Origin of the sequence: Pseudomonas sp. PS01270 (assembly GCF_029959775.1) — a bacterium.
Taxonomy (GTDB): Bacteria; Pseudomonadota; Gammaproteobacteria; order Pseudomonadales; family Pseudomonadaceae; genus Aquipseudomonas; species Aquipseudomonas atacamensis.
In genome coordinates, this window is sequence record NZ_JASCPT010000136.1 from 1 (window position 1) to 14657 (window position 14657).

At 62.3% G+C, this 14657-nt stretch carries 12 protein-coding genes; 7 read left to right on the forward strand and 5 right to left on the reverse strand.

Translation table 11 applies throughout. The features are described 5' to 3' along the window. Window positions 1–127 precede the first annotated feature (127 nt). Window positions 128–1108, forward strand: coding sequence for a diaminopimelate epimerase (locus tag QMX86_RS24255; RefSeq protein WP_282387970.1), 981 nt, complete (start codon window positions 128–130; stop codon window positions 1106–1108). A gap of 128 nt (window positions 1109–1236) precedes the next feature. Here QMX86_RS24255 and codA read toward each other — a convergent pair whose 3' ends face one another. From codA to QMX86_RS24275, 4 genes are all read right to left on the reverse strand, one after another. Then, on the reverse strand, window positions 1237–2472 hold the full coding sequence (gene codA / locus QMX86_RS24260; protein WP_071172997.1) for a cytosine deaminase: 1236 nt from the start codon (window positions 2470–2472) through the stop codon (window positions 1237–1239). A gap of 13 nt (window positions 2473–2485) precedes the next feature. After that, on the reverse strand, window positions 2486–3757 hold the full coding sequence (codB, locus tag QMX86_RS24265) for a cytosine permease (protein ID WP_071172996.1): 1272 nt from the start codon (window positions 3755–3757) through the stop codon (window positions 2486–2488). 359 nt (window positions 3758–4116) lie between these two features. Further along, window positions 4117–4473 carry a 6-carboxytetrahydropterin synthase QueD gene (gene queD, locus QMX86_RS24270; RefSeq protein WP_282387068.1) on the reverse strand — a complete coding sequence of 119 codons (357 nt, stop codon included), beginning with the start codon at window positions 4471–4473 and terminating at the stop codon, window positions 4117–4119. Between the two features lie 85 nt (window positions 4474–4558). After that, window positions 4559–5638, reverse strand: coding sequence for a patatin-like phospholipase family protein (locus tag QMX86_RS24275; protein ID WP_282387067.1), 1080 nt, complete (start codon window positions 5636–5638; stop codon window positions 4559–4561). A gap of 280 nt (window positions 5639–5918) precedes the next feature. On the opposite strand from QMX86_RS24275, the gene QMX86_RS24280 reads away from it, so the two are divergent. The 4 genes from QMX86_RS24280 to QMX86_RS24295 are packed head-to-tail and all read left to right on the forward strand — an operon-like array spanning window position 5919 to window position 8520. Next, on the forward strand, window positions 5919–6227 hold the full coding sequence (locus QMX86_RS24280) for a PepSY domain-containing protein (protein WP_016775414.1): 309 nt from the start codon (window positions 5919–5921) through the stop codon (window positions 6225–6227). After that, the gene (locus QMX86_RS24285; RefSeq protein WP_016775413.1) at window positions 6227–6538 is read left to right on the forward strand and encodes a PepSY domain-containing protein; all 312 of its coding nucleotides are present in this window, start codon (window positions 6227–6229) and stop codon (window positions 6536–6538) included. Before QMX86_RS24280 ends, QMX86_RS24285 begins: the two co-directional genes overlap by 1 nt. 3 nt (window positions 6539–6541) lie before the next feature. Further along, window positions 6542–7210, forward strand: coding sequence for a response regulator transcription factor (locus tag QMX86_RS24290; RefSeq protein WP_282387066.1), 669 nt, complete (start codon window positions 6542–6544; stop codon window positions 7208–7210). Next, window positions 7207–8520, forward strand: a complete 1314-nt coding sequence (locus QMX86_RS24295) for a sensor histidine kinase (protein ID WP_282387065.1) — start codon at window positions 7207–7209, stop codon at window positions 8518–8520. The genes QMX86_RS24290 and QMX86_RS24295 overlap by 4 nt, the downstream gene beginning before the upstream one ends. Before the next feature lie 203 nt (window positions 8521–8723). Here QMX86_RS24295 and QMX86_RS24300 read toward each other — a convergent pair whose 3' ends face one another. Then, window positions 8724–10871: a methyl-accepting chemotaxis protein gene (locus QMX86_RS24300; protein ID WP_282387064.1), complete on the reverse strand. Its 2148-nt coding sequence runs from the start codon at window positions 10869–10871 to the stop codon at window positions 8724–8726. A 487-nt stretch (window positions 10872–11358) separates the two neighbouring features. On the opposite strand from QMX86_RS24300, the gene QMX86_RS24305 reads away from it, so the two are divergent. Together QMX86_RS24305 and QMX86_RS24310 are read left to right on the forward strand one after the other, a co-directional pair. Next, window positions 11359–12675, forward strand: coding sequence for a Na+/H+ antiporter NhaC family protein (locus tag QMX86_RS24305; RefSeq protein WP_122703632.1), 1317 nt, complete (start codon window positions 11359–11361; stop codon window positions 12673–12675). 200 nt (window positions 12676–12875) lie between these two features. After that, window positions 12876–14558 carry a methyl-accepting chemotaxis protein gene (locus QMX86_RS24310; RefSeq protein ID WP_016775408.1) on the forward strand — a complete coding sequence of 561 codons (1683 nt, stop codon included), beginning with the start codon at window positions 12876–12878 and terminating at the stop codon, window positions 14556–14558. Window positions 14559–14657: the final 99 nt, after the last annotated feature.

The following is a 14657-nucleotide window of genomic DNA, read 5'->3' on the forward strand; positions in this document are numbered from 1 at the left end:
CGCGAATGCGATAGGTCAGATATCGACCTGTCTGCTGACACACCGCATTCGCGAGCAAGCTCGCTCCCACAGGATCTGTGTTAGTCATTAGAGTGGCGTTCATCAATACGAAGGGAAACGGTCGGCAATGACGAGCTTCTACGACGCACGCGGCAATATCTACGCTGTGGTCTCGCCCGAAAACTTGCGCGAGGCCGGGATTGCTTTGCCGGCCAGCGCCACCGAGTGCGCCGCATCTCGGCAACACTGGAGCGAAGCCGCCATCGCTCTGTGCTGCGATTGGCCCGACGGCCAGCGCCCGGCGAACAGCAAACCCCACCGCAGCGACGGCCTGCTGATCGGCCCGTTTCAGGCATCTGCGCCGTTCGATGTACTGATCGTCAACACCGACGGCAGCCTCGCCGAGCGCAGCGGTAACGGCCTGACGATTTTTTCTCAGGCATTGACCGAGCAAGGCTTGATGGCGGAGCAGGGCGCAGTGTTGCGCGTTCATCATGACAAGGGCGAAGCGCTGGGAACCGCGGTGACACCGGCCGAAGTCGAAGGCGTGCGCGGTTTCTGGCTCGACCTCGGTCAGCCTGGCTTCGGCCCGGAGGCTGTGGGTGCGCAGACGGTTGAAAACGCTCAGTTCAACAATCGCGACGTCAGCCATGTCCAGCCCTTGGCGCAACTCAATCCTGACTGGGCACACAGCCAATTCGTCCGTATCGGCAATCCGCACTGTGTAACGCTGCTCGGCGATGCGTCCGCTTTGCCGAGCAACAAACAGATGGGTGAATCACCGCTGAACGAGAGGCTGGCGGCAATTGCCTATGCCATGCCCAACGGTGCCGGTAATCCCTGCCCGGCGGGCGTCAATCTGCAATGGGCCGTGCTGGTGTCGCCGCAGCAAATCCTCGCCCGGGTATTCGAACGTGGTGAAGGACCAACCGCGTCATCCGGCACCAGCGCCAGTGCGGTCGCGTGTGCCGCGTGGCGGGTGGGTTGGGTCGAGGCGGGAGAAGTGCAGGTGGTCATGCCGGGTGGCACCGCACCGGTTTTGCTTGAGGTCTCGGGAAGGGAGTTGCTGCGCGTCAGATTGTTTGGCACGGCGCGGTTGATGGATTGACTCGGTTGACGCCATCGCTGGCAAGCCAGGCTCCCACAGGTTTTGCATGAGGGCCCAATCATGTGCTCAACACAAAACCTGTGGAAGCCTGGCTTGCCCGCGATGAGGCCATCAGCCCCAGCGCAATCTCAGCTGAACTCCACCACCGGCATCTGCCGCTTCATCAACACCTTGCCGCCGCGAATCGAATACAGCGGCAGGCCTTGGCTGCGGATCACTTCGTAGTCGCTGTCCGCCGAGAGAATCAGCAGGTTCGCCGGGCGACCCTGTTCCAGTCCGTAGCGCTCGCCCAGGTGCATGGCTTTGGCGCTGTTGTCGGTGACCAGATCCAGCGCGCTTTGCAGGTTGCGATAACCGAGCATGTGGCAGATATGCAGACCGGCTTCGAGCACGCGCAGGATGTTGCCGTTACCCAGCGGATACCACGGGTCGACGATCGAATCCTGACCGAAACACACGTTCATGCCGGCTTCGAGCAGTTCGTTGACGCGGGTCACGCCTCGGCGTTTCGGGAAGTTGTCGAAACGTCCTTGCAGATGAATGCTTTCGGTCGGGCAGGAGACAAAACTGATCCCGGAATGGCCGAGCAGGCGGAACAGTTTGGCGCAGTAGGCGTTGTCATAAGAGCCCATCGCCGTGGTGTGGCTGGCGGTGACGCGGGCGCCCATGTCGCGGCTGCGCGCTTCTTCGGCAAGCACTTCGAGGAAACGTGAATGCGGATCGTCGGTCTCGTCGCAATGCACATCGACCAGGCAGCCGGTGCGCTCGGCCAGGTCCATCAGAAACTTCACCGAGCTGACGCCCTGATCGCGGGTGTATTCGAAATGCGGAATGCCGCCGACCACGTCAGCGCCCATGCGGATCGCTTCTTCCATCAGCTCACGCCCGTTACGGAATGACTCGATGCCTTCCTGCGGGAACGCGACAATCTGCAGGTCGATCAGGTGACGGCTTTCCTCGCGCACTTCGAGCATGGCTTTGAGCGCGGTGAGTTGCGGGTCGGTGACATCGACGTGGGTGCGCACGTGCTGAATGCCGTGGGCGGCCAGCGCCTGAATGGTCTTCTTGGCACGGGTCTTGGTGTCTTCTTCGGTGATGGTGACCTTGCGCTCGCCCCAGCATTCGATGCCCTCGAACAACGTACCGCTCATGTTCCAGCGCGGCTCGCCAGCGGTGAGGGTGGCGTCGAGGTGGATGTGCGGCTCGACGAAGGGCGGCACCACCAGATTGCCGCCGGCATCGAGGTCATCCGGGCCGAGGGTCGGCGCTTCGGTCTGACGGGCGATGCTGTGGATCAGGCCGTCTTCAAGGTGCAATTCGTGCAGGCCTTCCTGGTTGCGCAGGCGGGCGTTGATGATGTGCATCAGGCAAATCCTTTTATAGGTCTTGTAGTGGTGCGCTGACGCGACGGGCGCCGAGCATACCGGTGACGATGACATACGTTAGCGCGGCAGCGGCGATCCCTACCAGCGGCGCGACCCAGGGCGAACTGAACGCAGCGACGGTGCCCACCCCGTAGGCCCCGAGTCCCGGCCAGTTGAACGCCGGCAACCGTGCGTCGGCCAGACGCGGATAGTGCCCGCGCCAGCGGTAGAAGAAGTCAGCCATGATCACCCCGCCAATCGGCGGAATCACCGTGCCGAGCAGGATGAGATACGGCACCAGCATGTCGTACATGCCGAGCAGGGCGAGCAGGGTGCCGATCACCGCGCCGCCCAGGGTCACAGTCTTGCGCCGACCGGTCCGCAGCAGGTTGCAGCCGGCCACGGCGAAGTTGTAGATGGTGTTGTCCTGCGTACTCCAGATGTTCAGCAACAGCATGGCCATCGCGGCCATGGCGAAGCCCTGCAACAGCAGCACTTCAACCACATCCGGCTGTTGATAGACGATCGCGCCATACGCGCCGATCAGCACCATCAGGCCGTTGCCGATGAAAAAACCGATCAGGCTGGCCAGCACTGCCACTTTTGCCGAGCGCGAAAATCGCGTCCAGTTGGTGGCTTGGGTCGCGCCGCTGACGAAGGTGCCGAAGACCAGGGTGATCGCCGTCGACCAGTCCAGCGAACCGCTCGGCACAACGCTGAGCAAGCCTTCGAAACCGCCGACTTTCACGGTCGCTGCCCACATCGACAGCATCAGCAGCAACATCATCGCCGGCACCGCGATGTACGAGAGAATCTCCAGTCCGCGATAACCGATGTACGCCGTAGCGCAGAAACCCAGACCGAACAGCACCATCAGGACCAGCACGGTGGTTTCATCGAGATTGAAATACTTGCCGATCACCACCGCTGCCGTCGCCGTGCCCCAGGCGTACCAGCCAATCTGGGTGAAGCCGAGAATCAGATCGCTGAGCTTGCTGCCGACTTCGCCAAAACAGAAACGGCCCATCAGCACCGAATTGAGGCCGCTCTTGAAGGCGATGTAACCCAGCCCTGCGGCGTAAAGGCCCAGCAGCAGATTGCCAACAATGATCACCGCCATCATCTCGGCGAAACCGAACGCGACGCCGAGCTTGCCGCCGGCAAACATGGTCGCAGTGAAAAACGTGAAGCCCAGTAACACCATCGCCGTCGAGGCCAGGCCTTTGCGCGCGTGCATGGGGACTTCACTGAGCGGGTAATCGTTGCCGGAGGCGTTCTGCGTCATGGGGCAGTCCTTGCTGGAAGGGGAAGACGCAGAAGGGTTGCAGCGGTCGTGCCAAGCGGGGCAAGTGACCGAATGTGGAGACGCGACTGGGGTTTTCAGCGCGAAAGCAGTGCACTGAATGCACCAGGAGCCCAATGTGGGAGCGAGCCGTCGTGGGGCTGTCCTCTCTGATCGTTCCCACGCTCTGCGTGGGAATGCAGCCCAGGACGCTCCGCGTCCCATTCCAAAGCCGAACGCGGATCGTCCGTTGAGGCATTCCCACGCAGAGCGTGGGAACGATCGGTGTCAGGGGGAATAATGTTGGGTCAGAAGAAACGCATGAGGGCAGCGGCGATGGCTTTGGCAGGAGATCTTTGTTGCTATTCGCCGCGATAGATGCAGCCGCTGGTGCACGTCTCATGAATGCGGATCGCGCTGAGTTCCGGCAGCAATGGCTTTATCTCATTCCAGATGAATTTGGCCAGCACTTCGCTGGTCGGGTTTTCCAGGCCGGGAATGTCGTTCAGGTAGTTGTGGTCGAGGCGCTCATACAGCGGCTTGAAAATCGCTTTGATCTCGGAGAAATCGCGAATCCAGCCAGTGTGCGGATCGAGGTCGCCGCTCAGGTGCAGCGCGACCTTGAACGAGTGACCGTGCAGGCGTCCGCACTTGTGGCCGTCCGGGACGTGCGGCAGGCGGTGGGCGGATTCGAAAGTAAACTCTTTGAAGATTTCCACGGTATTTTCGGCTCTGTTCAGATGGCGTTCGCCGCAGCGATTCGGGCAGGCGGCGAGTTTATCAGCTTGTCTTTGGCCGTGCTGACTAAAGGGTCAGCAAGCGCTCGGCGAGGCGACCGTTGGCCGTCAGTTCGAGAAATTCGTCGCCCAGTCGGCGGCTCTCGTCCATCGCCGTATGCCAGTATTTCTGCCGGCTCGGCGCATCGCCCATAAAGCGTTTGAAGTCGTTACGGTCGGGCAGTTTGCCGTAGGGCAGGCGCGCCAGATATTCCTTCGACGGCGCGACCAGCAGCACATCTTGCAGACGCTGCACCGAAGCGCGGCGCCATGGCAGGGTCTTGTCGAACCAGCCGGGAATCACTCGATCGGTGAAGTGCGGATAGAGCACGATACCGTCGCCGCTGTAGGGCAGGTCGAGGTGGTAGTCGAGCAAACCGCCGTCACGGAACGTACCCGCGCCGGCGCCGGGCAAGTCGCGTACGCCTTCCATGACCATCGGGATCGATCCGGAAGCGAGCAGGGCCTGGCGCAGGTTGCCGGTGTTGAGGGCAACGAAGCGCGAGGGGAAATCGGTCAAGGCATCAAGCGGCGGCGCCAGGCGCGGATCGTGGATGATCAGCCGCTCGAAGTGCCGCGACAGCCGTGCACGACCGCGCAGGTTGTCGGCGATCACTGAACCCAGTGCCAGACCGAGGCGCCCGCGATGGTCTTCAGCGAGGCGGCCCTGGCTTTTCACCACCATGATGTTCAAGCGGTAATCGGCGTTCTCGATGATGCTCGCATCGCGGCCGTCGAGCAGATCATTGAGCATGCGCTGCGAGCTCTGGCTGATCTCGGCCATGCTCACGCCTTTGTTGAAATGCTGCTCGGCGTAGAGCTGGCCGAGGCGGCGAATGCCCTCGGCGGCGTCCGGCAGGCAGGCGCTGGCGAAGCGCCAGGAACCCACCGAGGCGCCGATCAGCGAACGCTCACGCGGCGCACTCGGCAGCCACTCGCCGAACAACGCCAGATCGAGCCCCTGAATTCCCAACGCCTTCGGCCCACCGGCCGCACCGGGCAGGGTGCCGACGTCTGCGGCGTGCAATCCCTGCGCACGAATCCGCGCCATGGCCCGTGGGCCGGCCTTGAGGGTGAGGGCGGGAAACTTGATGTGGATGGCGGTCATACCGGTCTCGATCGTTAGCAAGCTGGGAATTATAAGCACACCGCCGAATCCTGTGGGAGGGCCCGCGACGACGGCGTACAGATCGTTCCCGCGCTCTGCGTGGGAATGCAACCGGGGACGCTCTGCGTCCCATGGGAACGCGGAGCGTCCCTTGAGGCATTCCCACGCGGAGCGTGGGAACGATCGGACTGAGGGGCACAATGATGGCCATTCAGTTTCAGTTAAGTTGATCCCGCTATGGTGCCCACCGTAAGCAACATATAAGAATTCGGAGACACCCATGAAAACCCTGACTGCCCTGACCACTGCCTCGATCCTCGGCCTTGGCGCCAACACTGCGCTGGCGCGCGATCTCGGGCCTGACGAGGCGCTTCGTTTGCGCGACGCTGGTACTATCGTCTCCTTCGAGAAGCTCAACGCCATCGCCCTGGAAAAACACCCCGGTTCGGAAATCACCGAAACCGAGCTGGAGGAAGAGTACGGCAAGTTCATTTACCAGATCGAACTGCGCGACCCGAAAGGGCTGAAGTGGGATCTGGAGTTGAACGCGGTCGATGGTGAAGTGCTCAGGGATCATCAGGATACGTAATGAAGCTGAATAGTCGCGCCACCCGCCTGACGGCGCTGGCGCTGGTGTTGTTGTGCAGTACGGCCATGGCTCGCGACCTCGATCAGGACGAGGCGCTGGCCCTGCGTCGCGATGGCGTGATCCTGCCGCTGGAGCAAGTGCTGCAGCAGGCCATGGATCGCTACCCCGGCGCCAAACTACTGGAAGTCGAGCTGGAAGAAAAACACGACGTGTACATTTACGAAGTCGAATTGCTGACGGTCGAAGGCGTGGCGCGCGAACTGCACCTGAAGGCCGATACCGGCGAGTTAGTCAAAGACAAGGAAGATTGATCGATGCGTTTGCTTCTGGTGGAAGACCACGTACCGTTGGCCGACGAATTGCTCGCCGGCCTGCAACGCCAAGGCTACGCGGTGGATTGGCTGGCCGATGGCCGCGATGCGGTGTATCAGGGCAGCAGCGAGCCCTATGACCTGATCATCCTCGACCTCGGCCTGCCCGGCGTGCCGGGGCTGGACGTGCTGGCGCAGTGGCGCGCCGCCGGTCTGGCGATTCCGGTGCTGATCCTCACCGCGCGTGATTCCTGGGCCGAGCGTATCGAAGGTCTGAAAGCCGGCGCTGACGATTACCTGACCAAGCCGTTCCATCCGGAAGAGCTGTACCTGCGTATTCAGTCACTGTTGCGTCGCTCCAAGGGCCAGGCCAACCAGCCGACCCTGCAAGCCGCCGGCCTGCTTCTGGACGAAGGCCGTCAGTGCGTGGTTCGCGACGGCGCCGACATCCAGCTGACCGCCGCTGAATTCCGTCTTCTGCGCTATTTCATGCTGCACCCGGAACAGATCCTCTCGAAAAGCCACCTCGCCGAACACCTCTACGACGGTGAGACCGAGCGTGACTCCAACGTCCTCGAAGTCCACGTCAATCACCTGCGGCGCAAGCTCGGCAAAAGCGTGATCGAAACCCGTCGCGGCCAGGGTTACCTGTTCGGCGGGCAAGCTTCATGAGATCAATCCAGCGCCGTTTGAGCCTGGGTTTGATCAGTGTGATGGTGATCGTCGGTCTGGTACTGGCGCAAACCAGCCTGTGGTTGTTCGAAGTCGGTTTGCAGCGCTACCTCGAAGCCGGCCTGCGCAACGACAGCGAGAGCCTGCTGGTAGCGCTGGTGCGCGGCCCGCAAGGTCTGCAACTGGATGAGCGGCATCTGTCGCCGGCCTATCAGCGGCCGTTTTCCGGGCATTACTTTCGCATCGATTTTTCCGACAGCCACTGGCGTTCGCGCTCGCTGTGGGATCAGGAACTGCCGCTGCTGCAACACCCGGGGCTGCACAGCAACCTGCAACTGGGCCCGGGCGGGCAACGCTTGCTGATATTGCGCTCGGACTATCGGCGCCTCGGTCAGTCGATCTCGATCAGCGTCGCCCAGGATTACACGCCGGTCAGCGACAGCTTCCAGCGCATGCGCCAGATCGGCCTCGGCCTGGGGCTGGCGGCGTTGCTGTTGATCCTGTTCCTGCAACGCCTGACCGTGCGCCGCGCGCTGAAACCGCTGGAGCGCGCGCGCGAGCAGATCGCTCAGTTGCAACAGGGCCAGCGCTCGCAACTCGACGATCAGGTGCCGGTGGAACTGGAACCGCTGGTGGCGCAGATCAACCATTTGCTCGCCCACACCGAAGACAGCCTCAAGCGCTCGCGCAACGCCTTGGGCAACCTCGGCCACGCGCTGAAAACCCCGTTGGCGGTGCTGCTCAGCCTGGCCTCCAGCGACAAGCTCGATGACCATCCCGAGCTGCGCAGGATTCTCAAGGAACAACTGGAGCAGGTGCAGCAGCGCCTCAATCGCGAACTCAATCGCGCGCGGTTATCCGGGGATGCGCTGCCCGGTGCGTTGTTCGATTGCGATGCCGAGTTGCCGGGGTTGCTGGCGACGCTGAACATGATTCACGGCGAGCATCTGGCCTTGAGTTACGTCGCACCGCCGGGCTTGCAACTGCCGTGGGACCGCGAGGATTTGCTCGAACTGCTCGGCAACCTGCTCGACAACGCCTGCAAATGGGCCGATGCCGAGGTGCGCTTGAGTGTGATCGAAATGTCTGACGGCTTTGCCCTGAGCGTGGAAGATGACGGCCCGGGGATTCCCGAAGAGCAGCGGTCTCAGGTGTTCAGCCGTGGCACGCGGCTGGATGAGCAGACCCACGGGCATGGGCTCGGCCTTGGGATCGTGCGGGATATCGTCGATACGTGGGGTGGCTTGCTGGTGCTGGGCGAAAGCGAGTGGGGCGGGTTGAAAGTGGTGATTGAACTGCCTCGGCGGTGAGCCCTTGAAAAGCCCTCACCCTAACCCTCTCCCAGAGGGAGAGGGGACTGATTGTGTTGTTCTTGAGAGATGCACCCACTTGAAATCCGAGTCGAACTCAGGACTTGGATGGCATGAAGATCGGCTCCCTTTCCCCCTCGCCCCCCTTGGGGGGAGAGGGCTGGGGTGAGGGGGGATTGGAACTGACACCCCGCACTTGTGCATCAAACGCGAAACTGATCCATCAACCGCTGTTGCTGATTCGCCAGGCTGTTGAGCGACTGGCTGACTCGCGCCGATTCATTCGCCTGCCCGGACAGCGATTCGGTCACATCGCGAATCGTCGCCACGTTGTTGTTGATCTCCTCAGCCACCGCGCTCTGCTCTTCGGCAGCACTGGCGATTTGCAGGTTCATGTCGCTGATCACCGTCACCGCATCGCCGATCTGCCGCAGCGCCGTCACCGCCTGTCCCACCTGCTCAACGCTGCCCTGGGCCTGACGATGGCTGTTGCCCATCGAACCGACCACTTCCTGCGTGCCGTTCTGCAATTGCTCGATGACCTGGCGGGTTTCCTCCACCGACTCCTGAGTGCGGCGCGCAAGGTTGCGAACTTCGTCGGCGACCACGGCAAAACCGCGTCCGGCCTCACCGGCGCGGGCGGCTTCGATGGCGGCGTTGAGAGCGAGCAGGTTGGTCTGCTCGGCGATGGCGCGGATGGTTTCCAGCACCGTGCCGATCTTCTCACTGTTGGCGGCCAGGCCTTCGACCTGAACCATCGCTGCGCTCATGTCAGCGGCGAGGGTGTCGATGCTTGCGGTGGTGCGGTCGATCACGGTCAGGCCCTGACGGGTGGCGCGGTCGGCGTCCTTGGCAGCTTCGGCGGCCTGCGCAGCACTGCGCGCAACGTCCTGGGCAGTGGCGCTCATTTCGTGGGACGCGGTGGCGACCTGATCGACCTGACGGTATTGCTGCTCCATGCCGGCGCTGGTCTGGGTGGCGATGGCTGAGGACTGGTCGGCAGTGTTGCGCGCGTCCTGCACCGAGCGTTTCACTTCGGCGATGATCGGCTGCAACTTGTCGAGGAACTTGTTGAACCAACCGGCCAATTGGCCCAGTTCGTCCTGCTTGTCATAGGCCAGACGCCGGGTCAGGTCGCCTTCGCCGCTGGCGATGTCTTCAAGCATGTGCGCCACACCGAGAATCGGCTTGGTCACGCTGCGCGCCATCAGCCACACCAGCAGCAGGCCGATCAGCGCGGCGAGCAGGCCGAGGCTCAGTTCGATCAGTGTGCCCGAGGTATTGCTCGCATCCAGTTGCTGTTTGAGCGCTTCGGCGCGGCTGACCAGGACTTGCTCCGGCACATCGAGCAACACGCCCCATGCCGGTCCGTCGGGAATCGGCTGGAACGGCGACAGCACTTTCAACTGGCCATTGCTGTGCAGGCTGCTCACGCCAGTGCTCTCGGCGAGCAAGCGCAGCAACTCGCTGCCGCTGGCCTGATCCACCGCATCCAGACGCTGGCTGAGTTTGCCGGCATCCGGGCTGTAACCGGCGAGCAGGCCGGCGGGGCTGACGATACTGACGGCGGTCTGACCGTCATAAAGTTTGCGGCTGGCGTTCTGGCTGATCGCTTGCAGGCTGTTGAGATTGATGTCGACCGACAGCGAGGCGATGACTTTGCCGTTGACCTGCAGCGGGAAGACGATACTGGTCATCAGCACTTTGTGGCCGTCGATGACATAGAAGTACGGCTCGATCACGCACGGTTTGAGCGTGGTGCGCGGGCAGGTGAACCAGGCGTTGGCGGCCTGACCGCTGGGGCCGGTGCTGGTGTCGCTCATGTCGCTTTCCGGCAGCGCCATCGAGGTGACTTTGCCCGGGGTCGGCTGCGACCAGTACAGGGCGAAACGGCCCTTGTCGTTGCTGCCCAGTTCAGCCTGATCGGCGAACAGTTCGTCCTTGCCGTCCAGCGCGTTGGCTTCGAACACCAGCGACAGGCCGAGCAGGTCCGGGTTGGCTTGCAGCGCGGATTTGACCTGACGGGTCATGTCCTCGCGCAGGTCGAAGGCATCGAGAAAACGCTTCTCGGCCTGCTCACGCAAAAACAGTACCTGCCGCGAGAAGCCGTGGCCGTACTGATAGGCGTCCATGAACTGCTGACGAATGCCGGCGGCCTGCACTTCGCCTTGCGACTCGATCCGCGCCTGCGCCGATTCGGTGAGCATCTCCATGCTCGAGGCCTTGACCAGCGCCGAGCTGTGTTCCATGCGATACAGCGAAAGACCGACCAACAGGGTCACGATACCGGCCAGGCAGAGGCCGGCGAGCAGGGTGATTTTCCACTGGATGGAAAGTTGTCTGAGCGACATGGAAAACATCCTTATCCGATAAATATCTGAGACTTTGCACTGTAGCGGCCGCGTTTCGGCTTTCTTTATGCCGTGAGCGCAATATGACCGATTGCCGCATGCGGGGCCTGTGGTCCTGCAGTCCTGCAGTCCTGTAGTCCTGTAGTCCTGTGGTCCTGTGGCGAGGGGATTTATCCCCGTTCGGCTGCGAAGCAGTCGTGACATTTGCGTATAGGGTTATGATCGTTCCCACGCGCAGCAAAGGAATGCCTCAACGGACGCTCCGCGTTCGGCTCTGGAAGGGACGCGGAGCGTCCCGGGCTGCATTCCCACGCAGAGCGTGGGAACGATCAATCCCCTCGCCACGGGGCTTTGACACCGCCGCCACTCTGCGGCACAGTGCGCGCCCTCTAACAAGACCCTCTGTACACCTCCGCCGGCCAACCCCGGGCGGACTCATCCTGTCTGGCGGTGTGTTTTCACCCGCAGTGTTTTTTGAGGTAGTGAAATGAATGCAGTCATAGCAGCCGTCGGCGTCATGCTGATCCTCAGCCTGTCGCGCGTGCATGTGGTGATCGCGCTGATCGTCGGGGCGCTGGTCGGTGGCCTGACCGGCGGTCTGGGCATCGACGCAACACTCAAGGCGTTCAACAGCGGCCTGGGCGGCGGCGCGACCGTGGCGTTGTCCTACGCCTTGCTCGGCGCGTTCGCCGTAGCGATTGCCAAATCCGGTCTGGCCCATGCGCTGGCCGATAAGGCCCTGGCCATGGTGGATCGGCAGCACGCAACCGGCGGCGGTAACGTCAAATGGCTGCTGATCGGGCTGCTGTGGGTGGTGGCGATTGCTTCGCAGAACATCCTGCCGATCCACATCGCATTCATTCCGCTGCTGGTGCCGCCACTTCTATATGTACTGACCAAGCTGCAACTCGATCGCCGTCTGATCGCCTGTGTCATGACCTTCGGCCTGATCACCCCGTACATGTTCCTGCCGGTGGGCTTCGGCAACATCTTCCTCAACGAAATCCTGCTCGCCAACGTCGCCCGCAGCGGCGTCGACATCAGCGGCATCAATGTCACCCACGCCATGGGCATTCCGGCGCTGGGCATGGTCTTCGGCCTGGCGATGGCGTTCATCAGCTACCGCAAGAAGCGCGTGTATGACCTGGCGAAGATCGAACAGGTCGAGCAGACGGCGGTGCACTACAACCCGCTGAGCCTGATGATCGCCGGTGTGGCCATTGCTTCGGCATTCGTGGTGCAGTTGCTCTTGGACTCGATGATTATCGGCGCTCTGGTCGGGTTTCTGATTTTCTCGGTGTCGGGCATCGTCAAATGGCGCGAGACCGATGATCTGTTCACCGAAGGCATGAAGATGATGGCGATGATCGGCTTCATCATGATCGCCGCCTCAGGTTTTGCCGAAGTGATGAAGGCCACCGGGCAGGTGCAGACGCTGGTCGAATCGTCGGCAGCCTGGATCAATCACAGCAGAGGCGTCGGGGCTTTGTTGATGCTGCTGGTGGGCTTGCTGGTGACCATGGGCATCGGTTCGTCGTTTTCCACCGTGCCGATTCTCGCAGCGATTTTCGTGCCGTTGTGCGTGCAACTGGGCTTCAGCCCGATCGCCATCGTCTGCATCGTTGGCACTGCCGGTGCGCTGGGCGATGCCGGTTCGCCGGCCTCGGACTCGACCCTCGGCCCGACCTCCGGCCTGAACATCGACGGCCAGCATCACCACATCTGGGACACCGTCGTACCGACCTTCCTGCACTACAACCTGCCGCTGCTGGTGTTTGGCTGGGTGGCGGCGATGGTTCTGTAAGAATCCACAACTGCCCCATGTGGGAGCGAGCCTGCTCGCGAAGGCGTCGTGTCAGTCGACACACAGGTTGCTGAGCCAACGCTTTCGCGAGCAGGCTCGCTCCCACAGGGGGGCGGCGATGTTTCAAGACTCAACTTTTGCTCCGGCGTGCCGTTAAAGCCTTTAACCACGCCAACAAAATCAAAAGAGTGAGTCCCCCGATGCGCCTGAGTCTCAAGGCTAAAGTCCTGTCCCTTGCCGTTCTGCCGGTGCTGCTCTTTGCGCTGGTCATCAGCGTGACCACGCTGTTCATCCTCCAGGAACAGGCGCGCAAGGAGGTCGAACAGACCCGCGAGCGGCTGCTCAGCGACGCCAAGGCCACCCTGCAAAGTTACGTCGCCGTGGCCATGACCACGATCAAACCGCTGTACGACGCCGCCGCACCGGGCGACGACGCGGCGCGGGCGCAGGCGATCAAATTGCTTTCGGGCATCCGCTACGGCAAGGACGGCTACTTCTTCGGCTACGACTCCGAGACCGTGCGCCTGTTCAAGGCCAACGACCCCGACGGCGTGGGCAAAAGCTTCAAGGACAACCGCGATCCGAACGGCGTCTACGTCAACCTCGGCCTGGTCAAAGTGGCCAAGGACGGCACTCACTATCTGCAATACAGCTCGCCGCTGCCGGGCAACGCCAAGGTGCTGGTGCCGAAACTCGGCTACACCGAATACCTGCCGAAGTGGGACATGGCGGTCGGTACTTCGGTGAACCTCGACGGCATCGAAGCACAAGTGGCGCAGGTCGAGGCGCAAGTGCAGGAGCGCGTGCAAGGCGTGGTGCTGAGCATTGTCGGCGTCGCGGTGCTGGTGCTGCTGGTGATCGCGGCAGCGGGCATGCTGCTGGCCAACACCATTCTGCGTCCGCTGACCCTGATGAAAGCCAACCTCGACGACATCGCGGCGGGCGAGGGCGACCTGACCCGGCGCCTGAACATCACCAGCCAGGACGAACTTGGCGAACTGGCCGGCTCGTTCAACCGTTTCGTCGACAAGATCCATGGCCTGGTGCGGCAGATCACCGAGATGACCACGCAACTCACCGGGCTGGTCACCCAGGTCTCGGAACAGGCGCAGCGTTCCGATCAGGCTATGGAGCGTCAGCGCCACGAAACCGATCAGGTCGCCACGGCGATCAACGAAATGTCCGCCGCCGCCCAGGAAGTCGCCAAGAGCGCGCAAAACGCCGCCGTCGCCGCTCAGCAGACCGACGAAGAAGGCCAGAGCGCCAAGCGTGTGGTGGCGGGCAGCATCAAACAGATTCATGCGCTGGTCGACGACATCCGCAACAGCGGCGTGTCGCTGGACAGCTTGCAGCAGGACGTCAGTTCGATTGTCGGCGTGCTTGGGGTGATTCGTTCGATTGCCGAACAGACCAACCTGCTGGCGCTCAATGCCGCGATCGAAGCGGCACGTGCCGGTGAGGCCGGGCGTGGCTTTGCGGTGGTCGCCGACGAAGTGCGCGCGCTGGCCAGCCGCACGCAGATCAGCACCCAGGAAATCCAGGGCATGATCGACCGCTTGCAAGCGGGCACGCAGCAGGCGGTCGAAGCGATGCGGCGTTCCAGCGAGGCCGGCGACGGTACTTCGCAGCAAGCCAATCAGGCCGGTGCATCGCTGGATGCCATGGCGCAGTTGATCGCGACGATCAACTCGATGAACGCGCAGATCGCCAGCGCAGCGGAAGAGCAGACGGCGGTGGCCGAAGAGATCAACCGCAGCGTGCATCAGATTGCCGTGGCGGTGGACAGCGTCGCCGATGAAACGCAACTGGGCGCGCAGACGTCGCGCAGTCTGGCGGAGCTGGGACAGCGGTTGGGCAAGCTGGTCGGGCAGTTCCGTATCTGACGCGTCCGCAATCCCCTGTAGGAGCTGCCGAAGGCTGCGATCTTTTGATCTGCTTGTGAAAGATCAACAGACCAAGATCAAAAGATCGCAGCCTTCGGC